The organism is Labrenzia sp. C1B70, assembly GCF_000475395.1.
GTDB lineage: Bacteria > Pseudomonadota > Alphaproteobacteria > Rhizobiales > Stappiaceae > Roseibium > Roseibium algicola.
This window is the reverse complement of sequence record NZ_AXCE01000014.1, coordinates 1-24,989: the sequence shown is the minus strand read 5'-3', so window position 1 is coordinate 24,989 and position 24,989 is coordinate 1. Positions and strand designations below refer to the sequence as shown.

The 24,989-nt window shown below is 54.2% G+C and carries 20 protein-coding genes, 1 tRNA gene and 1 pseudogene; 12 read left to right on the top strand and 10 right to left on the bottom strand.

From position 1 onward, the window contains the following. Genes tagF through Q666_RS52285 form a run of 5 tightly spaced genes read left to right on the top strand, consistent with a single transcriptional unit; the run spans position 1 to position 5,607 of the window. Positions 1-675, top strand: a complete 675-nt coding sequence (gene tagF / locus Q666_RS65005) for a type VI secretion system-associated protein TagF (RefSeq protein ID WP_022999357.1) — start codon at positions 1-3, stop codon at positions 673-675. Further along, positions 672-1,436 (top strand): PP2C family serine/threonine-protein phosphatase, encoded by a 765-nt coding sequence (locus Q666_RS52300; RefSeq protein ID WP_022999356.1) that lies wholly within the window; start codon positions 672-674, stop codon positions 1,434-1,436. Before tagF ends, Q666_RS52300 begins: the two co-directional genes overlap by 4 nt. Continuing rightward, positions 1,436-3,415, top strand: a complete 1,980-nt coding sequence (locus Q666_RS52295; RefSeq protein ID WP_022999355.1) for a serine/threonine-protein kinase — start codon at positions 1,436-1,438, stop codon at positions 3,413-3,415. Before Q666_RS52300 ends, Q666_RS52295 begins: the two co-directional genes overlap by 1 nt. A gap of 39 nt (positions 3,416-3,454) precedes the next feature. Beyond that, positions 3,455-3,877 carry a biopolymer transporter ExbD gene (locus tag Q666_RS52290; RefSeq protein WP_022999354.1) on the top strand — a complete coding sequence of 141 codons (423 nt, stop codon included), beginning with the start codon at positions 3,455-3,457 and terminating at the stop codon, positions 3,875-3,877. After that, the gene (locus tag Q666_RS52285; protein ID WP_022999353.1) at positions 3,874-5,607 is read left to right on the top strand and encodes a hypothetical protein; all 1,734 of its coding nucleotides are present in this window, start codon (positions 3,874-3,876) and stop codon (positions 5,605-5,607) included. The genes Q666_RS52290 and Q666_RS52285 overlap by 4 nt, the downstream gene beginning before the upstream one ends. Here the strand turns inward: Q666_RS52285 and Q666_RS52280 are convergent. The 3 genes from Q666_RS52280 to Q666_RS52275 form a co-directional block, all read right to left on the bottom strand. Continuing rightward, a complete protein-coding gene (locus Q666_RS52280; RefSeq protein WP_022999352.1) occupies positions 5,599-6,270 on the bottom strand; it encodes a MotA/TolQ/ExbB proton channel family protein in 672 nt (223 codons plus the stop codon). The two genes, Q666_RS52285 and Q666_RS52280, sit on opposite strands and share 9 nt — an antisense overlap. Before the next feature lie 35 nt (positions 6,271-6,305). Next, complete coding sequence (locus tag Q666_RS0133470) at positions 6,306-6,662, bottom strand: hypothetical protein (RefSeq protein WP_022999351.1); 357 nt, start codon at positions 6,660-6,662, stop codon at positions 6,306-6,308. A 141-nt stretch (positions 6,663-6,803) separates the two neighbouring features. Further along, positions 6,804-7,262, bottom strand: a complete 459-nt coding sequence (locus Q666_RS52275; protein WP_022999350.1) for a DUF1036 domain-containing protein — start codon at positions 7,260-7,262, stop codon at positions 6,804-6,806. Positions 7,263-7,407: 145 nt separating this feature from the next. Between Q666_RS52275 and Q666_RS0133465 the strand changes: the two genes are divergently transcribed. Continuing rightward, complete coding sequence (locus tag Q666_RS0133465; RefSeq protein ID WP_022999349.1) at positions 7,408-7,833, top strand: biopolymer transporter ExbD; 426 nt, start codon at positions 7,408-7,410, stop codon at positions 7,831-7,833. A 129-nt stretch (positions 7,834-7,962) separates the two neighbouring features. Here the strand turns inward: Q666_RS0133465 and Q666_RS52270 are convergent, their stop codons facing one another. Next, entirely contained in the window at positions 7,963-9,531 is a 1,569-nt protein-coding gene (locus tag Q666_RS52270; RefSeq protein ID WP_031268767.1) for a caspase family protein, read from the bottom strand. Between the two features lie 476 nt (positions 9,532-10,007). Between Q666_RS52270 and Q666_RS52265 the strand changes: the two genes are divergently transcribed. Further along, positions 10,008-10,862, top strand: coding sequence for a hypothetical protein (locus Q666_RS52265; protein WP_152533378.1), 855 nt, complete (start codon positions 10,008-10,010; stop codon positions 10,860-10,862). A 54-nt stretch (positions 10,863-10,916) separates the two neighbouring features. Here Q666_RS52265 and Q666_RS52260 read toward each other — a convergent pair. Beyond that, a tRNA-Glu gene (locus Q666_RS52260) sits at positions 10,917-10,992 on the bottom strand. 125 nt (positions 10,993-11,117) lie between these two features. Further along, complete coding sequence (locus Q666_RS52255) at positions 11,118-11,558, bottom strand: VOC family protein (RefSeq protein ID WP_022999346.1); 441 nt, start codon at positions 11,556-11,558, stop codon at positions 11,118-11,120. A gap of 54 nt (positions 11,559-11,612) precedes the next feature. Here Q666_RS52255 and Q666_RS52250 point away from each other — a divergent pair, with 54 nt between their 5' ends. The 3 genes from Q666_RS52250 to Q666_RS52240 all read left to right on the top strand — a co-directional run bounded on the left by Q666_RS52250 (position 11,613) and on the right by Q666_RS52240 (position 13,765). Beyond that, on the top strand, positions 11,613-12,374 hold the full coding sequence (locus tag Q666_RS52250) for a Sir2 family NAD-dependent protein deacetylase (protein ID WP_022999345.1): 762 nt from the start codon (positions 11,613-11,615) through the stop codon (positions 12,372-12,374). Positions 12,375-12,528: 154 nt separating this feature from the next. Further along, a complete protein-coding gene (locus Q666_RS52245; protein WP_022999344.1) occupies positions 12,529-13,110 on the top strand; it encodes a cold-shock protein in 582 nt (193 codons plus the stop codon). Between the two features lie 169 nt (positions 13,111-13,279). Further along, complete coding sequence (locus Q666_RS52240; protein WP_022999343.1) at positions 13,280-13,765, top strand: DUF192 domain-containing protein; 486 nt, start codon at positions 13,280-13,282, stop codon at positions 13,763-13,765. A 119-nt stretch (positions 13,766-13,884) separates the two neighbouring features. Here the strand turns inward: Q666_RS52240 and Q666_RS52235 are convergent. The 3 genes and pseudogenes from Q666_RS52235 to Q666_RS52220 all read right to left on the bottom strand — a co-directional run bounded on the left by Q666_RS52235 (position 13,885) and on the right by Q666_RS52220 (position 18,010). Continuing rightward, positions 13,885-14,996 (bottom strand): annotated as a pseudogene (locus tag Q666_RS52235) (IS3 family transposase). Between the two features lie 91 nt (positions 14,997-15,087). Further along, a complete protein-coding gene (locus tag Q666_RS52225; RefSeq protein WP_022999340.1) occupies positions 15,088-15,705 on the bottom strand; it encodes a hypothetical protein in 618 nt (205 codons plus the stop codon). Continuing rightward, positions 15,695-18,010: a hypothetical protein gene (locus tag Q666_RS52220; RefSeq protein WP_152533377.1), complete on the bottom strand. Its 2,316-nt coding sequence runs from the start codon at positions 18,008-18,010 to the stop codon at positions 15,695-15,697. Before Q666_RS52220 ends, Q666_RS52225 begins: the two co-directional genes overlap by 11 nt. A gap of 1,625 nt (positions 18,011-19,635) precedes the next feature. Between Q666_RS52220 and Q666_RS52215 the strand changes: the two genes are divergently transcribed. Next, on the top strand, positions 19,636-22,758 hold the full coding sequence (locus Q666_RS52215) for an SIR2 family protein (protein WP_022999338.1): 3,123 nt from the start codon (positions 19,636-19,638) through the stop codon (positions 22,756-22,758). A gap of 247 nt (positions 22,759-23,005) precedes the next feature. Beyond that, entirely contained in the window at positions 23,006-24,091 is a 1,086-nt protein-coding gene (locus Q666_RS65570) for a YaaC family protein (RefSeq protein WP_081713297.1), read from the top strand. A 298-nt stretch (positions 24,092-24,389) separates the two neighbouring features. On the opposite strand, the gene Q666_RS65970 is transcribed toward Q666_RS65570, so the two are convergent. Beyond that, positions 24,390-24,989: GIY-YIG nuclease family protein (locus Q666_RS65970; protein WP_161633297.1), on the bottom strand; the 600-nt coding region annotated here is incomplete at its 5' end.

The following is a 24,989-nucleotide window of genomic DNA, read 5'->3' as shown; positions in this document are numbered from 1 at the left end:
ATGGGAACCGGTTATTTCGGCAAACTGCCGGCACGAGCGGATTTTGTCATCGGGCAGTGCCCTGCCGGCTTTCTGAAAAGCTGGGAGGCATTCCTGATGACCGGACTGGCTCAATCCCGTCTGGATCTGGGCGCGGGGTGGGAGGAAGCCTTCATGACAATGCCGGTGTGGCGATTCTGGCTATTGCACACTTCAGAGGGTGACGAACCTGTTCAGGCCGTCGCCGGTGCTTTCATGCCAAATGTCGACAAGGTCGGCCGGACCTTTCCATTGACACTTGCCTGCGACATCCGACTGGAAACGCAGAATGGTCGGCCGGAAGAGACCTGGTACGACCGTGCCGAGTTAATCTTGCGCGACACCTTGCAGGAAGATGCCAGCCTGGAAGACTTTCAACAGGCTGTCGCAAGTCTGGAAACGCCAATTGCGGTGGAGGCAAGCGGCAAGAAGGGCAGGGATGCCGAATTACCGACGATGCCTGGAACGGATGTTCTGTCATCTGAATTCTGGTGCCGTGCAGGAGAAGTGGGTTTTGAGTTTTCGTGTGCAGGGCTGCCGGACGCAAGCGCCTTTCGATGGCTGCTGGTCCCGGAAACCTACGCCGGTTCGGAAGCTCGACAGGACGTGGCAGGGAATAGTCATGGGCGATTTCATCCGGAGGATCATCGAACATGATCGAACAAATGGAAGCCTCTATGCGTGGCTTTGCGATTGGACTGACCCATGTTGGCCGGGTTCGGCAGCACAATGAGGACACGTTCTACGTTGACGAGGGCAAGGGCGTTTTCGCAGTGATGGACGGAGCGGGAGGCATGCATGACGGTGCGATGGCATCCAGTCTCGTGCGTGAGGCCCTTGCCAGTATCGCGCAACCGCGCAGTGCGGAAGACCTTCTGGAGCAGTTCGAAAGCAGGTTGATTACCGCAAAGGACCGGATCGAACAGGCCGCAGCCAAGGCGAACGGAGCTGCCATGGGCACGACGATCGCCGCGCTTCTGATTTCCGGATCGAACTTTGCGTGCCTTTGGGCAGGCGACAGCCGTGTCTACCGTCTGCGCAATGGCCGTCTTGAACAATTGACGACAGATCATACCGAGGCGCAGGAACTGGTGGACCAGAACGTGCTGACGCCTGAAGAAGCAAGAACATTCGCCCGCAGGCATGTCATCACCAGGGCGATCGGATCCGGGATCGAGCTTGAACTCGAACTGGTTTCCGGAAATCTGCGTCAGGGCGATCGGTTTCTTCTGTGTTCGGATGGCTTGACCGGACATCTGGACGATAGTGTGATTGGTACTTTCCTGATGAACGGCGCGCCGAAGCCGACGGCACAATGTCTTATCAATGGAGCGCTCGAAGAGGGCGGCTCGGATAACGTGACTGTCGTGATTGTCGATATTGATGCAATGTCTGCGCGCGAAGGAGTTCGCAACTGATGAACGTTGGTGCCCACCTGCTGCCTGCCGGAACCCGGCTCAACAATCTCTATGAGATTGAAGAACATATTGCCGATGGCGGTATCGGGACGGTTTACAAGGCAAGGGACGTGGAAAGCGGGGATCCGGTTGCCGTCAAGGTCCTTCTCGCGACCTTCTCGCGCGACCCGATGATCCTGGATCTGTTCAAGCGGGAAGCAAAGATCCTTCGCAAACTCAAACACGACGCACTGACCCAGTACTACGTGTTCGCGAAGGAACCTACGCTCGGTATCTATTACCTGGCGATGGAGTTCGTCAGTGGCCCGTCATTGAGCACACGCCTTGAATCAGGCCCGCTGGAACCTGAGGCGGTGGCACGGTTGATCAAGCGTCTGGCTGAAGCCCTGCAGGCGGTTCACGACCGGGAAGTGATCCACCGGGATCTTTCGCCGGACAACGTCATTCTCCAGAACGGCGATGTCGCGCAAGCCAAAATCATCGATTTCGGTATTTCGCGAGCAAACACGGGCGGGCCGACCATTATCGGTGACGGCTTTGCAGGCAAGGTCAATTATGTTTCGCCAGAACAGGTCGGCATTTTCGATGCCAAGGTGACTGCGCGCAGCGACATCTATTCGCTTGGCCTGGTCATTGCGGAAGCCCTGACCGGCAAACAGATCGACATGGGCGGCACGCAGGTGCAGATCGTCGACAAACGACGGCAGACGCCTCCCTTGGAAGGTATCGACAATCGTTTCCGTCCGTTGCTGGAGGCCATGTTACAGCCCGACCCGGCAAACCGTCCGGCCAGCATGAAGGAAATTGCGGACTGGACGCTAGGTGCTCCGATGGGGCGGCAGGACCAGGACCGCACGATCATTCGGCCATCTTCTGCGCCACCGCCGGAACAATCCGCACTGGATCAGCCGCCGCCTCAGGCAAACTGGGGCAAGCGCATTCTGGTCGCCTTGTCGCTGCTCGGTTTCGCCGGTGTCGGTGCCGGGGGTGTCTATTTCCTGGTCGGTCAATCCGTGCCCGAGCAGGACCAGAAACCTGTACTCGTGGCACCGCCACGACCGAATGCGCCGGACGCACCGTCGCAGCAGACGAATGTGACACAACAAACGCAGACGCCAACGACCCAGCAACCGGCAACGCAGCAACCAGTGTCCCAGCAGCCAACTGAAACGCAAACAACTGCACTTCAGTCGCCTTCAACACAAACGCCGGAAACGCAGGCGCCCACGACGCCGGACAACACCGTGCCGACAATTCCGACCACGCCTCCAGAGGAGACCGTCGACACGAAACCGGAACCGACCGAAACCGTTACCCGGCCACCGGTGGCAACCGATCCGCAAGAGACGCCTGAAAACGTGACCCCCGAAGACCGGATCCGGAACTTCGTAAGCAGTTACCAGGCGGGCGATTGCATGTACTTGCAGCCGATAGAGATCGCGAGCCGTTCCGCAGAGATCGAAGGATTTGCTTCCAGGACGCCGCCATTCATCAGTTTCGACAGCGACTTCACCCAGTCTCAGGGGTTTGAAGCGAAGATCCAGGTCAACCTTGTGAGCGATGCGCAATGTCCGGCGATAGCTTTTCTGAGAGGAACACCACAGGGAAACGCCAAGACCGAATTGCGTCTCGACATGCAGCGGACGGTCGTGCCGAACGGCAGCAACATGGCTGGCCGAATTTCCGGTTATGAACCATCAACGGGCGGGCTCGGGCTTATATTCGTCAACAGCAAGGGGGAGACGGTCAATCTGTCCCCATATCTGCAGACGGACGACCGGGGCGCCGGTTTCGTTGTGCCGCTGACCTTGAAAACGTCTACTGAAGAAACCGGCCTGATCATTGCCATGGTGGGCCCGGACATAACCAAGACGCTTTCTGAGCGCCGCGAAAACGATCCGGAAGACTATTTCGAAAAGCTGATGCAGGGTGGTCCGGTCTTGCGGGCAACGGCAACCACGGTCAAAGTGGTTCCCTGACCGGGAAGAGACCTGGCGCAGCGGATATTCTGGCCAACCATGAAACGCTACACCAAACCGATCCATTTGCAGGAGCTGAAACCGCACCGGCGTGCAGACAGCTCCCTTGCATTGATCAACGTGGTGTTCCTGCTGCTGCTGTTTCTACTGGTATCCGGAACGCTGCGGCCACCCTTGCCTGAAGGGTTCGACTGGGCGGAAACGCAACAGAACGATGGCAGCGGCAAACTGGAAGGCAGTCTTGTGCTGGACAGGGCAGGGACAGTCTGGTTCGACGGTGAAGTTCTGGCTTACGACGACCTGGGCTCATTTCTTGAAGCCCGGCAATCCGACGGAACCCACATGGTGGTTCAGGTCGACAAGCGAACCAGAATGGAAGCCATTTCCGCACTTGCCGACAGATTGAAAGCTGGCGGTGTGAAACGCCTGACGCTGATGACTGTTGAGGCAGGTGCACCTTGACCGTTGTCGCCTATAACCAGGACCGGCAATGGGATATCCCGGGGTATGTCTGGCCGGCTGTTCTGGGCGTTTCGGTTGCCTTGCATGTTTCCGCGCTGATCTACGGCCTGCCAGCGTTGCCTTGGACGGAAGAAGCCCCCTTGCCACCGGTCGAGACCGAAGTGATCCTGGAAAGTGGTGGTCTGCCATTTGAAGATCTGGCAAGTGTCGAAACTGAAATCACACAACCGCTCGAACCGGACACTCCCTTGCCCGTCGAGACTTCTGTGCCAGTGGAAACGGTTGTCAATTCCGAGACTGCGGAGATCCTGGAGCCGGTATTGTCTGAGCCGGTGGTCACCGAAAGCCCAGTCAATACACTGGTTGAAGCCGTGCCGGTAACCGTTCTGGATCAATCGCTTTCCGACGACACGCCTATCATTGAAGCGCAAGAAGTCAGCCCCGTCGAAACAAGCCCGGTCACCGCAACGCCGCCGGAGCAGCTTCAGGTGACTCAGCCTTCTGTTGTTCCGCAAACCGCCTCCACCGTTGTCGCCGCCACGCCTGTACCGGATGCCGTTGTCGCTGTGACGCCCGTCGCGCCAAGCGTTGTTGCCGGATCTGAAGTCACTCTTTCCGGTGCCGAAGTCCCTGCCACGGTGGAAGTGGTGCCTTCGGTAGCGGTTGCAACGGATATCGGTGAGGTTGCCGCCGCAGGTGAGACGCAGACAATCGTTTCGGCCGTGCAGGAAAGTCCTGTTCTGGCTCCGCTCGCAGTCGATCAGACACCTGCCGAACCCACTGGCAACGAAATCGTGTCTGAGGTCTTTGTTCCACAAACGCAGCCTTCCGTTGAAAGCCCGGGCATTGTTGCACCCGATACCAGCGTAACTGTCGATCCGGTGGTTACTGCGGAGGTGGATGCGGTATTGCCAGCGGAACAACAGGTTGCTGCCCTGCAGCCCACGGAAACGGAAACGCCCGAGCTAGCGCCCAATGCCTCGGTCTCTTCAACGGTCCCCGCAACGCAGCCTCAAGGGGAGTTGACAGAAAACGTGCCGCCCGTCGCGGTCGCTTCCATAGATCCACTGGCAAAGGTGTCGGACTATGTTGCCAGTTACAAGTTCGGTGAATGCACACATATGTCTGTTCTTGCAGCTGGTGCGGATACCGCGGAAGTTACGGCCTTTGGCGCAGGCATAGCGCCTTTCGCTATCTTCGATCAGCGCTTCAAGGCTGATCAGGGTTTCGAGGCAAAGATCGAAGTCCGACTGGTGACGCGCAGGCAATGCGCCTTGCTGGATGCCCTTGGCGTTTCTGAAGGCATTGAAGCTGCCGGTCTGGTTGAACTGGACCGGACGGTCGTGCGCAGCGGAACCCCTGTTTCAGGAGTGATTCAGCGTGACTTGCCGATTGAGCGGATCGCAAGCGCGGAACAGTCGGGACTGGATCTCAGCGGCAAGGGGCCACCTGAACTGTACCTGATCGATGATGCCGGGCAGATCCATGACGGCCGGGAGTTTCTTCTGCCTGCATCGAACAGTCAGACGGCAGGCGGCTGGCGCTTCAAGGTACCGGTGACGATGATTGCCAGCGACAAGAGTGACGAGACAGCGCTCGTGCTCGCAATCTGGAACCGGCCTTCAGAGCGGCAGCCTTCTCGATTCGGACGGCTTCCTGCCGAACGGGTGGCCGAGATACTGGCAGAGCCTGGGGTCTATTCGCTGACGGCGTTCAAGGTTTCACGCTGAGGGTTGCGATGATGAAGCACCGGCAGTGAAGACGCCGGTGAGGAGAACTTCCAGCGCGGCCCGTTCCTTTTCCAGCCTCGTTTCGAACCAGGTGACGGCAATGGATACCGGCATTGCAACGGCGAGGCCGCAGGCAGTTGTCAGGAGCGCTACCCAGATGCCACCGGCAAGCGTGGCAGGATTGGCGGACGCACCCGATTCCTGAAGGGTCTGGAACGTTTCGATCATCCCGAGAACCGTGCCGAACAGGCCGAGCAAGGGCGAAATCTGCGTCACCAGGTCAAGTGCCTTCAGCCAACTGGCGAGGCCGAAGAGACGGTCGGCAGCCCTGGCAGAAATTTCCTCACGTAGTCGTTCTTCCCTGATGTCGCGCACTTGAGAGGACAGGGGCTGCTGATCCAGCATCTGGATGGCATCCATGGCGCTGCGCACCAGTGCACCCGACAAGGACCTGTCCTTCAAAAGGTTTTGCGCGGCTTTGGTGCGTTCACCACTTCGCCATTGCGTAACAGCCTGACGAACAAGTCCGTGACGGCCAACACGGGCCGTGGAGAATTGAACGGTCTTGGCGAGGATGACTGCAAGCGCTGCAACGGAAATTGCGAGCAGGATGAGCACGACCGGCCCGCCAAGCTCCAGAAGGGAGGAAGATGTCTCGACCATGCGAAAGACGCTCCATCAGACGTTCAAGGGTAGGGTCAATCGCCGAATTCGATGGGTGTACGATTGCTCAGGTCCAGCAGATCCGGGCAATAGACATCGGTAATACTGGAAGGCACACAATTCATGACGTCGTTGATGTGAAGCCGCGAAAGGCTGTCGCATGCCTTCCCGGCAAGGTCGAATTGCAGGATCTTGGTTTTGCCGGCGGATATGCGGGAGAACTGAAGACGCAGAAACTGATCCACCAGGCCGTCCTTGTTGAAGGCAACCATTTCCAGGCCGAGCTTGTCCATGGGGCGTTCAAGGCCATTGGTCGCGATGATCGAAAGGCGGCAGCCGCCGTCCGCTGTCGGTTGCAACTGGTTGAGTTCGAGGCTGATTTTACCCGTCACTTGCTGTGCCTGTGCGGGTGCCGCCAAAATGGCAACTGCAATCGCTATAAAAACTCTTTGAACCAATATCCGCATCTTGTTCCCCCGGTTAATGCGTCAATGAATGTTGGAAAGGATTGTGAATGCCGGTCTTTGCCGTTCCTAATCGTAAGACAGTAGGACCGTCCAATCCTGTTTTCCCTCGGTTTCGACCTGAAAGAAATCTGCTTCGATCAGCCCGCGTTGCCAGCACTGATCGCCATCGAAAAGAACGAATTTTTCCTCGCGAATACAAAGCGTGATATCGCCTCCAAGACGGCTTTCGCCAAAACCGTCTGCCACGTGCAGATAGTAGCGTGCTTTCTCGAGAGGTTCCTGCAGCACCTGGCTGCAGGCGTTGGCAGTGATTGTCCACCAGCCTTCAGTCCGCATGCCTTCGTCCGTTTCATAGCCAATCGCGACGTTCACGAGATCAACGGACCCGTTGCAAACACGCAGGCCCGCGTGAGCAGCAGAGGTCGACAAAATTCCAGACAGCGCCACCGCCCCGAATAACGCGATCCCGCGTAACTCGATCCGGCGTCTTTGCCTAACCTTGCCGCTGTCGCGGTCCGTTTTCATGGTCGTGTTTCCAGTTTGCCAACCTGCTAAATACGCTAAGGAATTGCGAACCCGCGGTCAATTTAGGAAAGTCGATTGAGCTGAAGTCCTATTTCGGCGAAACTCGATTTTCGGAATGACCTGAAGACCCGGGATGGCCTGAGCCATGATCTCCATCGAAACACCGCTTGCAAGGCGAAAGCGCATTCCGCTGACACCTCTGATCGATGTGATCTTCATTCTGATCATGTTCTTTCTTTTGTCTTCCACATTTGGTGTCTGGCGGCCGCTGGAAGTTGCGCTTGGTGGTGGTGCGCCGGCAGGGGGGGCAGAGGCACAATCGAACGCCAGCGTTCCCGCTGTCCTGATCGTCGTGAAGTCTGTTCCCGGTGAAGATCTGTCTGCCGTGACTGTCAACGGGAATGCACTACCACTTGCGGGATTCGCAGAGGAACTGAACCGGTTGGCAGAAGCTGGTGCCAGGGATGCTGTTCTTTTGCCTGACAAGGGAACCGATTTTCAGCAGGTCGTGCGGATTTTGGACGAAGCCCGAACCTCAAAGCTGACAAGCGTCCGGCTGCATCTCGATTGACAGGAACACAAGGCGTTACTGCAATGCAAACGAACCGTTCGTACGCAAAACCCCATCTGTGGCTACAAAAACGGCCCGGTTTTCAAGACCGGACCGTTCTGGTTTGACATGTGACTACAGGTCGGTTGATCAGCGACCGATTGCACCGCCGATGATGCCACCCACAACGCCACCGATGAAAGCGGCTCCAGCCGGGTTGAAGTTACCACCGTTGTTGTTGTTGTTGTTCGCACGGTGAGTGGTGGTGTTGTTGGTGCGGCGCGTGGAAGTCGCACTGCGAGAGGCGCTCGCGGCAGCCTGCTGCTTGCGGTTCACTTCAGCCTGGTAGACCGAATACTGCGTCGCCGTCTGTGCAGTCAGCAAGGCGTATTGGGCGGCGGTGAAGTAACCCGTGGCGACGATGCCGTTGGCAGCCTGCCATGCACTCACACCGGCGCGGGTCTTCGGACCGAAGGCACCATCCGGGCGGCCGACATCCTGACCAGCCAGGTTCAGACGGGTCTGAACTTCGCGGCGGGCAGTACGGTTCCAGCCGAGTGAAGCTTCGGTTGCCTCATTACCCGGAACGGCCTTTTGCGGGTCCGGCAGGGTCGCCACAACACCCGTGGTGCTGGCGGCAGGAGCCGTTGCTGCACCCGGGACGACGGTCGGATTGACCGAAGCAACCTGGCTGCCGGCTTCGAGCCGCTTGATGGAATTGCGCGCAAAGTCCGCGAAGAGGCCTGACGGGTAGGCATCCAGGTAAGCCTTGTAGTCAGCAACGGTGTTGCTGGACTTGGCGGTTTCCCAGATGAGCTTCTCACGTTCCCATGCAATTGCCGACTGGCTGGGGGAGGTCGTTGCTGCATTGTTGACAACCGACTGCTGCGGAGCGGACGTCGCGGTGTCGCCAAGGGAGGCAACAGTGGTCGTCGCGGCCGGTGCGGCCTGCTTGTTCAGGAACACTTCGCCGATCAGAGATGCATTCACCCACGGGCGCTGCTTCTTTTCCGTCTCTTCATAGACTTCACCGGTAACGCGAGTCATGACGGTCTGGATGGAAGCGTTCGGCGTGTCGATATGTCTGATCAACGCAGAGGTGAAGGGCGAGTTCGCACCGTCGCCGTCCAGGGCAACATCTCCCGGGCTGGTCGCGAATGCGATCACGGAGCCTTCTCCGCCGGTTTCCTGAATCTTGATTTCAGCAAGACCTGCACCAATGCTGCCGGAGCGGCTCGGTCCCATGCGGCGTGCGAGGGTGCGGGCCAGCGGATTGTCGCGGCAGGCATCCAGGAACACCATCTGTACCTTCACGTCCTTGGACATCTGGCGCATGATGAAATCGACGGTAATGGTTTCGAAGTCGAGCGAGGTTTCATCCTCGATCGTGGCGTCGATAGGTACCAGGTGATTCTGACCGGCGACCTGAAGGCCGTGGCCGGCGTAGAAGAGAATGGCGATATCCGCGCCATATGCCTTTTTCGCAAAATCCATGACGGATCTGCGCATTTCGCCATAAGTCTGGTCCTGGCCGGCGACGACTTCGAAGCCGAGGGCCTTGAGTTTGGCGGCCATCTGCTCGGCGTCATTTGCCGGATTAGGAAGTTGTACTGTGTGCTCGTAAGCGCCGTTGCCGAGTACGAGGGCAACGCGCTTAGCCAGTGCCGGAGCCGTCCCTGCGAGAATTATTGCCAGCACGGCGATCATTCGTTTGAACATATCCTGTCCTCTCGTAGATCATGGTTGCCTGTCGGTTGAACCGATCTTTACACGAGGTCTTTGTCCTCTTGAGAGGAACAGGTACCCCGGATGGCACTATGTTTCTGTAATACGCGTCACAGGAACGTCAAATAGAAGAAGCTGTCCCTGCAACCAACTGAATCCGGACCGCAACGGTCCGTTGATGACCCCACTAAAATCAGTTGCAGACTATAGCCAATCCTTTTTTTAAAAACCACTTTTCAACAGACAGTTGCTGCCATTTTTCGAGTTACGTTAACACGAAAGGACGTTAGGGAAGGTAGTAGTGGGTTTTTTGCCGGCCACAACTTGAAAACGGACCGGGTTTTTCGACCTGAAAAAACGCTTTGTGACTTGAATCACCGAGTTTGGGAGACTGTCTGGTAATCTGGTTTCATTGCAAATGCGCGTTTTCGCAGGCCCGGTTGAAGCCTGCACTCAGCGGAGAACACATTATGGCCGGAAGAGCAGATATTCTCAAACATATGAGAGCCAAGCATGTCGGCGTATTTCAGTCCGCAGCCCGGCTCTACAACGTTGCGATTCTGGTACGACGGACAAACACAGCATCCCTTGAGCACGTTGGCGAACCCTACGCCACGCCCAAGCGTCTGGATTGCAAGGCAAAGACTGCGGATTTCGATGTTAAGCCCGTCGGAAGCAAGTGTCCGGACGCGCAGCGCAAGAACTTTGCGGGCCTGGTAGTCGATCCAAAAATCGTTGGCGAAAAGGCCTTCAAGGCGAGCAAGATGGCAAAGGTGATCGAGGAATGGGGGGAATTTCAAAAACAGTTGCGACCGGAAATGGCAACCTTCGAACAGCAACGGAAACTGACTTATATTCCGCGTGGTGGCGTTTATTTCGTCGAACGCAATCCAGAAGACCCCTATTTCGGCTGTGTGAAGTTCTCGTTCAGTTCGCTTATCACCGCGGCCAAGTGTGTGCACGGAGACTTCGATCTCTACGGCATCGTCGATATGGACGCTCCTGACCAGCTGATCCGCGTCAGAGAGGATCGCCTGGGTCAGAAGCACACGCGCTCGCCAAAGTTTTTTGACGTGCAGCATTTCGTCAACAACCGGCTCGGCATTGCCATGGTCTTGCACGGATCGCAGGAAACCTATGCGACGGAGCACAAGGATGACGACCTGGACATATTCTTCCCGAGCGGACGGATAGAGTATGCCGGCCCTGCAGCCGCAGATATCGAAGCATTCTACAAGAAGGAATTTCCGGGGCGGACATTGTTCCGCAAGGACGAACCTGCCCTGGATATAAAAGGCAGTTACGTATCGCCAGGTGCACTTTGACCAGTAGCTTACGCCAATGCCAGGTGCCTGCTTCTGAACCGGAAGGGAAGAAGTTGGCACGCCCAACGGGACTCGAACCCGTGTTTCCGCCGTGAAAGGGCGGCGTCCTAGACCGCTAGACGATGGGCGCGCGGTCGACGCGGCTGCGTCGTGGGGAGGCTTATAGGCGGGATTGGAGCAGCCCGCAAGAGCCTTTGCGACAATTTTTTGCAAGCCCGGAATCCCGGGCCTGCGCCTGTTGAAAACTGTCCGGTTTTACCATTCGCCGGTATTGGGCATGGAGGCCCAGGGTTCTTTGATTTCAAGCGCTTCACCCTTTTGAAGCAGCTCGAAGGAGATGTTGTCCGGCGAACGGACGAAGGCCATGCGGCCGTCACGTGGAGGACGGTTGATGGTGACACCTTTGTTCTGCAGGTTCTCGCAGAATTCGTAGATGTTATCGACCTCATAGGCGAGATGGCCGAAGTTGCGGCCGCCGGTGTAGGTTTCCGGATCCCAATTGTAGGTCAGCTCCAGAAGCGGCGCGGCGTTTGCCTTTCCGGCTTCGACATCATCGGATCCGGCGAGGAAGATCAGCGTGAACCGGCCTTTTTCGTTTTCGTAGCGACGGACTTCCGTCATGCCCATCTTGTTGCAATAAAAATCAAGTGAGTCTTCAATGTTGGTCACGCGGACCATCGTGTGCAAATAACGCATGTCCTATCCTTTTCCTCAATCGAGGGACTTTCCAAACGGGCACCGGACCGGCCGATGAAGTGCATTGATACCTTGCCCGAAGCTCAGCGCTTTGTGGCACAGTTCAAGGAAGGTTCCTACCGGCAGATCGTTGCCCTGACCGGGGCGGGGATATCGACGGACTCCGGAATTCCGGATTTCCGTTCACCTGGCGGGATATGGTCCAAACGTCAGCCTGTTCAATACCAGGACTTTGTCGCCGATGAGGATAGTCGCCTGGAAGACTGGGACCGCCGGTTCGAAATGATGGACTATTTCGCAAGAGCGGAGCCGAATGCAGCACATCTGGCCATGACGAGCCTGGCGCAGGCCGGCAAGCTTCATTGCCTCATCACACAAAATGTCGATGGCCTGCACCAGCGAGCTGGGTTTCCGGAACACCAGCTTGTCGAGATCCATGGCAATTCAACATTCGCAACCTGTCTTTCCTGCGGGGCGCGGGCTGAACTGGAAGCTCAGAGGCCGATTGTTGACGCCGGGCAAAGTCCGAGATGTTCAGATTGCAACGGACTGTTGAAGGCGGCGGTCATAAGTTTCGGGCAGCAGATGCCGGAATTGGAACTGGAGCGGGCAGCGGAGGCTGCTGCTGCTTGCGATATATTTCTGGTGTTGGGCTCGTCACTTGTTGTGCATCCAGCCGCACAACTGCCGGCCATCGCTGTTCGTGGCGGTGCTGAACTGGTGATTCTAAACGGCCAGGAAACGCCGCTCGATTCTTACGCGTCAACAGTCATTCGAACACCTTTAGCTCAAACATTTGCGAGATTTGGCGAATAACCGGCCTGATTTCCGTAAATGGTCTGTGGTTAGTCCGACAATTTCCCTTCTCGCCAGAAAGCACAATGTTATCCTTTTGTTAGGAATCAGCTGGCTGGTGAGTCGAATTTTGCCTTCAGCTTAATGATGCGGACCAGAGACGGGACAAAAGGCTATGGGGGTTAAAACCGCACGGGAGCCCCGCGCACTCGAAACATTGACGGACGAAGTCGCCGTTGATGTTCTCGAGATTGCCGGAACGATTAAGTGGTTCGACGTCGGGAAAGGATATGGCTTCATCGTCCCGGACGACGGCGACGGTGATATCCTTTTGCACGTCACCTGCCTCAGGCGAGACGGGTACCAGACTGCTTATGAAGGCGCGCGGGTTGTTTGCGAAGTACTCGACCGGCCGCGCGGTCTTCAGGCCTTCCGCATCCTGTCGATGGACGAAAGCACAGCGACCCACCCGTCGCAGCTGCCACCGTCGCGCACCCATGTTCAGGTTGTCCCCGAAAGCGGTTTTGAAAAAGCGACCGTCAAATGGTTCAACCGCGTCAAGGGTTTCGGGTTTCTGACCCAGGGTGAAGGTTCAGAAGACATCTTCATTCACATGGAGACGCTGCGACGTTTCGGCATCACTGAATTGCGTCCCGGCCAGGATGTGCTGGTGCGCTTCGGCGAAGGCCCGAAAGGCCGCATGGCCGCTGAAATTCGTCCGGTCGGGACAGGCACCCACATACCTGCCTCTCACTGACCCCACTTTCCGTCATTCTGCACATTGACTTGGCCGGACATGTTCCGGCCTTTTTGTTTGTCGACCTTCAGGCAATCTTCTTTGGCAAACGGGAAGTGTTATTCCGGTCTTGCCCTTGACTGCCAGTTTCCCAAACCGGTTCTGCCGGGTCTTTCAGGAAGTTTTCAGAATGCGTCCTTTCTTTCTGTGCCTCTCGCTTTTTGCTGCAACACTCTGGATTTCGCTCGCGGGTTCGCCAGGACAGGCGCTGGCACAGGACCCGCAGTTGAACCTGCCGGTGGAAGACCTCGTCATTCGGTCTGGAGACAAGGAACACCAGTTCAAGGCGGAGGTTGCGGCAACGGACCGGCAACGGTCGATGGGATTGATGTTCCGCAAAGAGATGCCGGCGGAACGCGGCATGCTGTTCCTCTTCGAAGGGGAGGGCGACCGTTACTTCTGGATGAAAAACACGCCCCTGCCGCTCGACATCATTTTCATTGACGCAAAGGGTTCCATCGTCAGCATCGCCGACAACACCACGCCTTTTTCCGAAGACGTCATTCCCTCGCTTGGTCCGGCGAAGTACGTGTTCGAAATAAACGCCGGTCTGGCGGAAAAACTCGATATCTCGGCCGGAGACAAGGTCAGCAGCCCGTCCATGCAGCTGAAATGAAACCGAATTGCACCTATTCCAGCCTGCCCGAAATTTCTAAAAACATGAATTATATGCGTTGACCGATGAGGCGGCCAGACTGGCGACCGACAGTGACCTGCTCCCCCGATTGTCCGCGTTTATAAGTTAGCTCTGTTCACGTTGTGGACCGTTATGGACTGGGTTGCGAATTCGTATGGGGTGAGCCCGTCGAGGCTCGTATGCGGTCGGTTCAGATTGTAGTCGATCCTCCAATTTTCAATGATGTCCCGGGCATGTCGGTAGCTGCGGAACAGATGCTCGTTGACGCACTCATCTCTCAAGCGTCCATTGAAGCTCTCGACAAAGCCGTTTTGCATAGGTTTGCCTGGGGCGATGTAGTGCCATTCTACGCTACGATCTTGCTGCCATTTGAGCATGGCGTTTGACGTCAGCTCGGTACCGTTGTCGCTGACCACCATCAACGGATAGCGACCCCGGCGTTCCGCGATCCCATCCAGTTCCCGAGCGTCCCGGGCTCCGGAGATCGAGTTGTCGACCACGGTTGCCAGACATTCGCGGCTGAAGTCATCAATGACACACAGGATACGGAACCGGCGACCATCAAGCAGAGCATCGGAGATGAAGTCGAGAGACAAGCGTTGATTGGCGGCTTGCGGCACAGCCATCGGTGCTCGCGTTCCCAGAGCTCGTTTCCGGCCGCCGCGCTTGCGCACCGTGAGACGCTCTTCCCTGTAGATCCGGTAGACCTTTTTCCAGTTGGCCTCGATGCCTTCACGCTTCAGCAGGATGTGCAGGCGATAGCCAAAGCGCCTGCGCTCTGAGGCCAGTTCCTTCAGCCTCTGGCGCAAGCTGGCATCATCGGATCTGGTCGACCGATACCGGTAGACACGCGGATCAATGCAGACCAGACCACAGGCCCGTCATTGCGAATATCCCTTGGTTTCGATTGCCCAGCTCACGGCATTTCTCCTTGAGCCAGGCGTCAGAAGTTTTTTCTAAGCATCTCGCGAAGCGTCGACACATCCATCACCGACTCCGCGAGAAGCTTCTTCAGTTTTGCATTCTCTTCTTCAAGGGTCTTCAGCCGTTTGGCCTCGGACACCTCCATGCCCCCGTACTTCGAGCGCCACTTGTAAAAGGTCGCATCGCTGACGCCGTATTTGCGGCACAGTTCGGCTGCCGTCAGGCCAGCTTGATGCTCTTTCAAAATGCCGATGATCTGTTCTTCGGAGAACCTGGATCGCTTCATCGTCTGTATCCTTCAATTGGAAACAGACTAACTTCAAAACGCGGAACTTTCAGGGGAGCAGGTCATGCGCTATAAATTACCGATGCAATTACTAGATAGTGTAACTTAGTGCAGAGTAGTACTTTCTAGCATAGCTAGCAACTAATTCGGCCTTGTCTAACCCGTTAACAATTCGTCTTGCGTTGCGCCAGTCATCCTTCTGCGGGGCGAAGTAGCGACCGAGGTTACGTCCCGTGAACGCTCCCTCAATCATGCCTCTGACAAGGATATTTGCGGCAATCTGCGGCTGCATCGCAACGTCTGGATTGGTGATAAGGTCAATCTTTAAGCGGTGGCTCATTTTAGCATAATTTGTCTTGTGTGTAAGTTGAACAAACCCCCTTCCAATCCAACATTTTCCATCGGCATCCCTGATCCAATATGGCTCACTGACCCACGGTAGGCGCCCCATTTTCCAAGCCCGTTCCAGTGTGCGGATCGCCTGCTCGTCTGTATTAGCAAACGTCTCACGTACAGGCTGCATTGTACGCCCTGTCTCATGGTGAGCCGTTCCAAGAATATAGGCAAGCCACCTGTCATCCAACGCTGAGTGATGAGGCTCCCAAATATTGAGTATTAACTCAAGTCCTTCGACCTGCGGACGGCTCAAACGGCCATCGAATAAGTTAAGCCTACAGAAATCGTAGAAGAACTTCCTGTTAATTGCCATATCTCGCCCCACCCGACATCGAGGATTTTTCGGTCACTCCACTAGCTTGGACCGCTAGCGGATCAGACTGGGTCTTTGGGTTACTAGATTGGGACGTCGAAGGTAATCCGCATTCTGCGGGTTCTTCAGGCAGCAATACGTTCACACCTTTTTTGCGGATGTCGACCCCTTCACTGGTCCAAACACTTAATGTAGTAAACCCAGCCTGAGTTGGTTTGTGGATTCTATTAAAATCAGCAATGATCCCGCGCATGTTTGGCAGAACTGTAATTCGATTAGCTTTTTGGGAGCCAATTGTGACCATTGAACTGCGCCACAAGCGCACACCAGGTATGAGAATCGCTGCGGGTCGGCAAGCAATTACATCAACACTAGCGAAGGTTGAGCTTATCTGTGGTCGCCTCGCGGCTTCATCCCCGCTAATGAACGCATCGAAAGCTTCATAATCTGGCGGGATCGGAACCTCCAACGAATAGATAGGATTTGACGATACTTCGTCAGCGTTTTCGTCCAACCAGCCAGTTTCTACTGTGATATTGAGTTTGCTTGTCCACGCCGGAACAGAGATCAAGGCAAATTGTGATTTTTGAAACGGAGCTCCACCTGGTGATACGGCGACCACCCACCCAAGGTTTATAGCTCTTCGGTCTGAACTTTCTTTTGGTCGCGAGTCCGTAAAGCCGGCCGCTAGGGGCTCGAGCGAAGCCGATCCGGTTCGTTTAGTGAGTGATATGCCAAATTCAAACGCCCTAGAAGGCAACTTTCCTTCGAAGCTACCTGTCCGTGTACTAAGTAGCGCCTCTGTTTCCATTCGCGGAAAAAGCGAGTAGGCGTACATGTCAAGACTGAGCACCTTTTCTATGAAATTGAAGTAGCCCGACGGTAACATGTAAAATTCCATGTTTTTGTAATCGTGATGCCTTTGAAGCTTCCGGATCGATCTAACATAAGCCGACACAGGCGCCACTCGCCGATAGCGCGGTAAGGCTTCCAAGATGAGCTTTGCGTCCTTGCTTCTAATTGGTCCTACGTCAGAGAAGACAGCGTCGGAACTCCCAACCCAATCGACTAGGAAGAAGCTTTCCGGAATTTCCTCGGCGCTCCGCGGTCCAATGTAAATCTGGTCCTCTACTGCTGAAACACTGAAGCGCGGAGGAACACAGGTGTCTTTTTGATTATTTACATTAATGGTTATAAGGTCTGCCCATGGCTTCGAAAGCTTAAGACTAAATGCAGTTTGTATGGTGTCTTCTGTGGTGGGCGCAGGTGATGGTATAGAGACCTGTTCAGTCGCAATTATTGTTGCGACACTCTCTAATAAAAACTGACTCCAATCCTGTAGACTGCACGAGTTGGCACGCATTCCTTGCGTACGTTCTGCCATTTGAGCGTTAAGTCGCCATTCAAGATTTGAGAGCCACTCGTTATATAGACGAAGGGAAACATGATTTGGGTTTTCTGGATCCGCTATAATGTCGGCGAGTGAGCTTTTGAAGTAGTCACGGAGATGCTTTGGCAGCGAAGCGAAAGCAGGATCTTGATCCTCTGCCTCCTCCACATCCTGCGGGGTTGAAACGTCAGCGTTGGTCTTTATTGATAGTCTTACAAAGGCTTTACCTTCTGCGAAGCGTCCAGGGAAAACTGTCGTATCGAACTTCAGACCATAGACCGAGTTGCCGGTAAGATCATGCCTGTCGTCCAGCAGGTTCTCCAGGATGCTCTGTCGTATCACGTCGCGTGCCGCAGCCCGGACAATGTGGCCCTTGAGAAAGGAGAGTTCTGGATGATCTACAACCCCATTTGACCGGTCGCTTACACTTGGGGCCCCCTTATCTATGAACATCGGGTCTAGTCCTGGGCCGAGCGAATCCGGATTCGCCTCCCGGCTCGAAAGAGGTAATTGCCCTCCGTCGCCATCATTAGATTTGTGTGTTTTTTGAGAGGAAAGAGAGAACTGACTTGTGGTATCCAAACGCCGAGACGGTTCAACAGGTTTTGAATCCAGTAACGCGAGTTGAGCGCGTAACCAGAAGTCCTGATCATTGCGATCATTTACAAGCCTCTCGCGAGTATACACCCCAGGACTGCTAACATATATTTTTCCAGAAGGCTTTTTTAATAGTCCATAAAGTCTACTTGGCTCGAAATCTACGAGCCACAATGCCGTAGCGAGTGCAACGAATAGAATTGGCATCGACAAGTAGATGAAACGGGCAGTTTTTCCTCCGATTAGGAATACACTAGCGAGAAATGCCTTCAGCCTCATTTTGCTCGCCTGCGGCGGTTCTTCTTCGTTTTCCCCCAATGCCTCGCTCCCTAGTCTCGTCCATTCTGAACTGGCCGCGTGCACTCACCGACTTCTTGACCAATCCGTCTGCCGGCGGAGTCGAACAATGTGTAGTGGACTCGCTGTCCTGAGTCGCAGTTTGGGTCAGCCACTATTCGCGGCACGCGCCGGTTGGCATCCGATGACACATCGTTTTGGGCGATTGCGTTTGAAAGAGCGCTTAGCGCAGATAGGCTAAGTAGGAACCCGAATACAGAAAAACGGAGCCCTATTGGAAACCTGACCATATCCTTCTCCTAGAAGATTACGGTGCCTTGATATTGGCCACACGAGCAAGGACTTTGGATGGGCGCAGGTTGTTGGAGAACGCAGATCCCCCAATTTGGAACACTGCAGCGGATGCCGAGCATTTGTGCGAAAATATAACTAGGCGCTTCAACAGCGCGTGAAATCGTCATGTTGGCGGTTAAGCAAGTAAGTGTTATAAAAAAACACAATGCGATCTTCAAAACGTGCATAAAAATCTTCCTCTAGACCATTCGTCACCCGCATCAATAAACGAAAGTAAATTTTACAACATAAAATTGACTGCCGCAACGGAAGTTTACCCTGGGGAGGCAAAAAAATCTCGTACTACTAGCACTCTTCCCTAATGCTCCAACCGAGATTAGGCCGCAGCGATAGCACCTGGCCACTTGTGTAGAGGGTTTACAACTGACGCTTAGCCTTTGGCGCTCAACTACTTTTTAGTGTCGATACAGTGGTCGCCATATCAATTTGCGTAGTGATTGACTAAACCTACAGCCCGCCATTTGAGGCTAGCGATTGGGGTGCTAACAGTTGATAGCAAGACCCAAATCTGATTGGCCGCTCAAATCTGGATCGCCTAAAAGGTCCAGTGTCGGCGGGAGAAATTTCGTAGATTTCTGAGCCCATTTCTGTCTTTGGAGGAGTAGCTACTGAGCCTAGACCTATCGGTTCAGACCTTGCCCGACGGAAATCATGCGCCTGAAGCGATTGACGAATAGGAGAGCTGTGAACAAGTCATGAACATATTTCGGGACTATTTCGGGACTCGCTTGTCCCATCTTGTCCACAAAGGTGAGATTTTCATGTTTTGTTCTAGCTTGACTGGCCTCAGTCAGAGCTATAAACCCAAGCAAATCAACGGATCGGGGTATAGCGCAGCCTGGTAGCGCATCTGGTTTGGGAGTTTCTTTGCCGAAATTCGTAGAGCCCTGAAAATTCTCACGAAAATCACCATTCGACCTCGCCGAAACCCTTCTGTTCGGGACTATTTCGGGACACCAGGTTAATATGGCGGTCGCAATCTTCGTCAGCAGACGCGGACTCCAGTTCAAACTGGTTGTACGAAGCACATAAACAGCTTGTCAGCACAATTACCCCAAGTCTGTCGTTTGCTCGATTTTGGCCCAACCTGCAAAGCTGCTTCTCGTTGGGGGGGAGCGAAGGTCTATAGAGTGCGGTAAGCGTTCTATCGCTGCAATCGTAACGAATGACCGGTTTGAGGCCGATGTCCAACTTCTGTTGTCCGCACAACCTCAAGTTGTTGATAGATTCAACTTCAGCTTTCCGATAGAACTGGGTTCGGTACACCGCAATCCGGGTGGCAAGGGGCAGCCATGGGCACGAAGCAAACTTTACCGGAACTATCAAGCCAATTGATTGAAGCTGTTAAAGGCCAGAGGTGCGTTCTGTTTCTCGGAGCAGGGGCTTCAAAAGAAGCTAGGAACGCCGAAAACCAGACCCCTCCCGACGCAAATCAATTGCGTGACATTTTGGCGGAGCATTTTTTCAAAAAGGAAATGCCGCAGCGTGACGTCATGGCCGTGGCTGAAATGGCTATTGCTGCGAGCGGTTCGGCAGGGCAAGTCTATGAAAAGGTGCGCCAAGCATTTACTGGCTTTGTCCCTAAGGTGGCGCATCAGCTTATCCCAACATTCGCGTGGCGCGCGATCGCGACAACTAACTACGACACTATCGTGGCGCAGGCATACCGAGACGTCCCCAATCGAATCCAGCAGATCGTCCCAATTGTCAAAGACGACGAACCCATTGACGAGCGACTGCGAGAAGAGACGGATCCCGTACCATACCTCAAACTTCACGGATGTCTGAACCAACTACATGATTCAGATATTCCTCCAGTTCTTTCGCGTGAGGTCTACTCGTCGTATTCTAAAAACCGCAAACGGCTCTTCCTCCGGCTTCAAGATCTCGCTTACGAGCACACCTTTATCTTCGTCGGCTACAGGCTCGATGATTCCCATATTCGCGAACTCATTTACAATCTCGGCCCTGGCAAACGACCGCGATGGTACATGGTCACCCCAAACGCAGAGGCGGAAGACGTCGCGTTTTGGGGCACCAAAAACGTGGAGCTCGTTAAATCGTATTTTGGCGATTTCATAGGGGCTCTCGACGAGGCAGTGCCTCCATTATTTCGACGACTTAGCCAAGCGGCGGACGTAGCAGATTTCCCGATACGACGTTTTTATAAAACACATACTCTGGAATCAGATGCTACGAACAGGTCGCTTCGAACCGATCTGACATTCATTCACGCGGAAATGCCCTACGAAGCGCAAACTGCCGAGCAATTCTATTCCGGCTATGATACTGGATGGGGTGCGATAGTGAACCGTTTTGATGTCCGGCGCAGAGTTGAGGAGGACATTCTTTACACGGCGCTGCTGGAGAATGAAACACCCACAGGCCCGGTTTACTTGTGCGTTAAAGGCCCTGCTGGATCGGGGAAGACGGTAGCGTTGAAGCGGTCTGCGTTCGAAGCCGCGACTGCTTCAAACGCCTTGGTGTTGTGGTTCAATTCGACGGGTGCTCTTAGGCCTGAGGTTTTCTCAGAACTCTACGAACTCTCCGGTAAAACGATTTATCTCTTCATTGATGACGTCGCCCTTCACGTCGACAGACTGATGGTTCTTCTGAGGCACGCCAGTGAGCTCAAGATACCTCTCGTAGTCGTTGGAGGTGAACGCAATGCCGACTGGAACACCTATTGCGGCTCGTTAGAAGAGAACTTTCCTGGACCCGAAATCAAGGTGAGATATCTTTCTCGAAGGGAGATTGACGGTTTGATCGATCTGCTCCAGAAGCATCAGTGCCTAGGGTTGTTGGCGAATGAGACGCGGGACGAACAGATTCGGCTATTCGAAAACGTGGCAGAGCGACAACTTCTCGTTGCTCTCCATCAATTGACTTTGGGTAAGCCTTTTGAGGAAGTGTTGAAACTTGAGCATCAAAGGGTCAGTCCAGAGCATGCCCGACAGTTGTACTTGGATATCGCGACGATGCATCAATTCTCGGTGAGTGCAAGGGCCGGGACCATATCGCGAATTTCGGGAATCACGTTTGAGGACTATCAGGAGAAGTTCTTCTCTCCTTTGCAGAATATCGTCCAGGCTCAAAAGGACAAGTACAGCAAAGACTACAGCTATCGAACACGACATGCCAGAGTGGCCCAACTCGTTTTCCGACAGGCCTGCCCTTCCGATGAAAAAAAGGCAGACCAATTCGTCAGGCTCATCAACGGGCTAGATTTTGGATATACGTCGGACTCCCACGCACTTGAACAGATCACAAAAGGTCGGTCATTGGCCGAGGCGTTTGGTGAAACTGATCATGGGCGTCGGATATTTGAAGCCGCGATCGCTGTGGCGCCCAATCAGGCATTCTTATATCAGCAATGGGCACTTTTCGAACTGCATCACCCACGTGGCTCTTTGGAAGAGGCTGAACGGCGGGCGAATGAAGCACACGCGATTGACGACAAGAATACTGCGGTCATACATACCCAAGCTGAGATTGACCGCATACGGGCTACAAAGTCGGGCTCCTCACTTCTTAAAGATCAGTTGCGTCGGCGTGCTCGCGAGCGCTTGAATATGTTGTCGAGCCAAAACCGCTTCGCGGTATCAAGCAGATGTAAGCTTCTTGTGGACGAGATTGCAGAGCTCAACCGCGAGCTAGGCGACGATCCGGCCGAGCATCAGGCCGTTTTTTTCGCGGACAAAGCCAAGGAGACGGAGAACCGCATCCGTCTAGCACTACAGCAATTTCCGGATGATCCCGACTTTGTCCAAGTTGAGGCTCGGTTCCGAGATGAGCTGGACCAGGAAGAACGTGCTCTTAGGGCGTTGGAGAAAGCTCTTCGTTTGAACCCGAAGGGCTCGGGCGCGGCGATCCGAGTGTCGCGCATCTATCGGTCACGCGGGCGCGAAGAGGCCCTGCAGGTGTTGAATGAAGCGTTGGCGTCAAATCCCGACGACAAGGCAATTCATTCGGAAATCGCAAAGTATCATCTCGAAAATCAATCCGGTGATGACCAAATGATAGAGAGCCACCTTCGTCGTTCCTTCTCCCCAGGCGACTCGAATTACGAGGCGCGTTTCGAACTAGCGCAGTTCCTGTTTTCTATTGAAAAAATGACTAAGGCCGCTGACTTATTCGGAGAAATCGATTCGAACGCTCCGCCCGCGTTTCGGTCGAGCGCGGCCACACGCGAGACCGTTTTCACCAAACGTATTCCACAGTTCTCGGGTTATGTCCAAAGTATATCTGGCCACATGTTCTTCATACGGTCAGGTGGGTATCCTCGCGAAATTTTTGCTCATAAAACGTACCTCATCCAAGGAGAGTTCGAAGATATTGTGATCGGTACCAATGTGAACTTTACGGTACGCTTCAATCGGAAAGGACCTGTCGCTACCTCGGTTACACTCTCTTGATCGGTGTTTCTCTAGGCGAAGAGACAAAGTTTCGCCGATTATAGATTTCTTCAATTCACGCAATTATCTCAACACGTCGAGGCGGGTCTTACGTCTGGTTTCAAGGAAACACTAAACGGTCCAAACTTCTGAAGTACGAAACCGAAAAACGGTCATTACCCCCACGCCTTGCGAATGATTGCAATGGACCGTTTGTGCCCGCCAGCACGCACTGGGACCAATTAGTCTTTTTGGACGAGGGGATTCAATGAAAGCGGAAGTTTGGCAAAACTTACTTGAATTGGAGAGCCGTGATTTCGTCAGTAGCTGGTTTGAGCGAATTCACGGAAGAAAACTGAACGCACGAAGGGCGAAAGAAATTATCGCTTCCGCACGACAAGGACGAGAGTATTTTTACAGCGCGTCCGCTGCGTCTTTCGCGGTTCGGCCTCTTCTTGCTTTTTATGGTGTTGCCTCGCTTTGCCGTTCGTTGACGCTGTTGCATCGCAGGGATGCCGGGGAAGAGGGATTGAAGCAGGGCCACGGATTAGAAACAGTGGCGTGGTCAGCGACGTTATCGGGCGATCTACCTGTTGCATTAGCATCGATCAGCAATCTGCGTGTACGAACATGTAGTGGGCTGTTCTCTGACCTCCAATTGGCCACCCGCAATCACAATGTGCTTCAGGTATATGATAATTTCGTACGAGTTTCTTTTAGTAATGAAGAACAGCGGCTTGGGCAGGAAATCTCGCTGGGGGACATTCTGAATCGCCTTCCCGACATAAGCCTTGCCGGTTCAACCAAGCCACGGCAAATGCGAATAAGACTTAAGGGTTTTGTCTATTCTCCTGACTCGGGCGCAAGAATTACTGTTCACGGAGCTCCTGATCATCCTGTTTGCGTCGAATATTCAGGTGTTGGGTATGAGCTTTTACCAGACGATGACCCTTATGACTCTAGCCCTATGAGAACCATACTCAAGATAAGCGATGCCGGATTCAGAGATTATTTTCCGCAAATATTAGATACTCGTGTTATTCGTACTATGGGAGGCTATCCTAGTCCTCACCTAGTGTCGAGATTTTCTAAAGATATGCTTCTATCTCAAATATCGGTAACTTACATGGTTTCATATATACTCGGAATGTTAGCGAGGTATTTCCCGACGCATTGGTATGCGTTGATGGGAGGAGAAAAAGGAGACGCGATATGGCCGGATATTAATGCGGCTCAGACGTACGTAGAAGTCGCGTTACCCGAGTTAGTGCAAGAGGTTATCCATGGTTCGCTATTCGAGCCCGCCGTTAAAGTGACGGAACATTCTGCTTCTGGTTCCGCTGATGGTACCTAGCGATGGTGTGTTGAGGCGGCAGATCAGCGTCGCCTTCGGTCGCATTGTCCACACTGCCGGCATCTGGCAGCCACCCGTCTTCGCGAAAGCTCCCAATGGCGGCTTCGACGGATTGCATCGCAGTAGCAAACCAGTGGGTGAATGACCAGTTCGGGCCGTTTGTGTCGATTAGGCACCAATCCAAGCCTGAGTCGGAATGCCGCACCGCCGCAAGTCTGCTACGAGCTCATTGTGGGCATGCCCTGCGCGAAGGCTTTCACACGTACTGCAATACCTCCTACGAAGAGTGACACTTGAACTAGTTGGCATTAAGCCCGTGGGATCTGCTTCCCAGCTTGTTTTTCCAAGCACTTTCTCGATGGATGATTTCCTTTGAAGACATGTCTGGGGAGGCTACCTCCAGAATTGACACTGAATAGTTGGATCTCTCTCGGGCCAGGAGACGTCGATTTCCACCATGTCCATTTGAGGCGTAACTTCTCCAACGCCCCATAAAGCCACCATCACCACATGCCGATCCGACATATTGTTCACCGCTCGTGGGGCAAACAAGTAGATAAACTCCTCCAACGCTGGAAAGAGCACCTTGCCAAGCCTCGGGAAGAAATTCCACTTCATCGATGGTTGTTTGAAAACTTGAAAACCCAGGGAACCGTTCATCTTGTTGCTTAGCTCGAATTTCGACAATTTGTTTGTCTTGTCGTGCTGGCCACTGCGACCAAGCTCGGGTGCCTGTTCCCCAATCAATTACTACAAGTCCAACCAAGTCTTCGAACTGTTCAACTCGCTCCAAATCATACCGAAGGTGCTCGTGGTGGTCGTTCTCACCGAACGCTGGATCATGCAATATCGGTTGTCGTGTCGTTTCTGGAAAACGGTAAGCGCGAATTTCTCGGCA

Bases quoted from the DNA above. Each gene is read 5' to 3' on its own strand.
- tagF (WP_022999357.1), top strand. From the start codon at position 1: ATGGGAACCGGTTATTTCGGCAAACTGCCGGCACGAGCGGATTTTGTC.
- Q666_RS52300 (WP_022999356.1), top strand. From the start codon at position 672: ATGATCGAACAAATGGAAGCCTCTATGCGTGGCTTTGCGATTGGACTG.
- Q666_RS52295 (WP_022999355.1), top strand. From the start codon at position 1,436: ATGAACGTTGGTGCCCACCTGCTGCCTGCCGGAACCCGGCTCAACAAT.
- Q666_RS52290 (WP_022999354.1), top strand. From the start codon at position 3,455: ATGAAACGCTACACCAAACCGATCCATTTGCAGGAGCTGAAACCGCAC.
- Q666_RS52280 (WP_022999352.1), bottom strand. From the start codon at position 6,270: ATGGTCGAGACATCTTCCTCCCTTCTGGAGCTTGGCGGGCCGGTCGTG.
- Q666_RS52275 (WP_022999350.1), bottom strand. From the start codon at position 7,262: ATGAAAACGGACCGCGACAGCGGCAAGGTTAGGCAAAGACGCCGGATC.
- Q666_RS0133465 (WP_022999349.1), top strand. From the start codon at position 7,408: ATGATCTCCATCGAAACACCGCTTGCAAGGCGAAAGCGCATTCCGCTG.
- Q666_RS52270 (WP_031268767.1), bottom strand. From the start codon at position 9,531: ATGTTCAAACGAATGATCGCCGTGCTGGCAATAATTCTCGCAGGGACG.
- Q666_RS52265 (WP_152533378.1), top strand. From the start codon at position 10,008: ATGGCCGGAAGAGCAGATATTCTCAAACATATGAGAGCCAAGCATGTC.
- Q666_RS52255 (WP_022999346.1), bottom strand. From the start codon at position 11,558: ATGCGTTATTTGCACACGATGGTCCGCGTGACCAACATTGAAGACTCA.
- Q666_RS52250 (WP_022999345.1), top strand. From the start codon at position 11,613: ATGAAGTGCATTGATACCTTGCCCGAAGCTCAGCGCTTTGTGGCACAG.
- Q666_RS52245 (WP_022999344.1), top strand. From the start codon at position 12,529: ATGGGGGTTAAAACCGCACGGGAGCCCCGCGCACTCGAAACATTGACG.
- Q666_RS52240 (WP_022999343.1), top strand. From the start codon at position 13,280: ATGCGTCCTTTCTTTCTGTGCCTCTCGCTTTTTGCTGCAACACTCTGG.
- Q666_RS52225 (WP_022999340.1), bottom strand. From the start codon at position 15,705: ATGGCAATTAACAGGAAGTTCTTCTACGATTTCTGTAGGCTTAACTTA.
- Q666_RS52215 (WP_022999338.1), top strand. From the start codon at position 19,636: ATGGGCACGAAGCAAACTTTACCGGAACTATCAAGCCAATTGATTGAA.
- Q666_RS65570 (WP_081713297.1), top strand. From the start codon at position 23,006: ATGAAAGCGGAAGTTTGGCAAAACTTACTTGAATTGGAGAGCCGTGAT.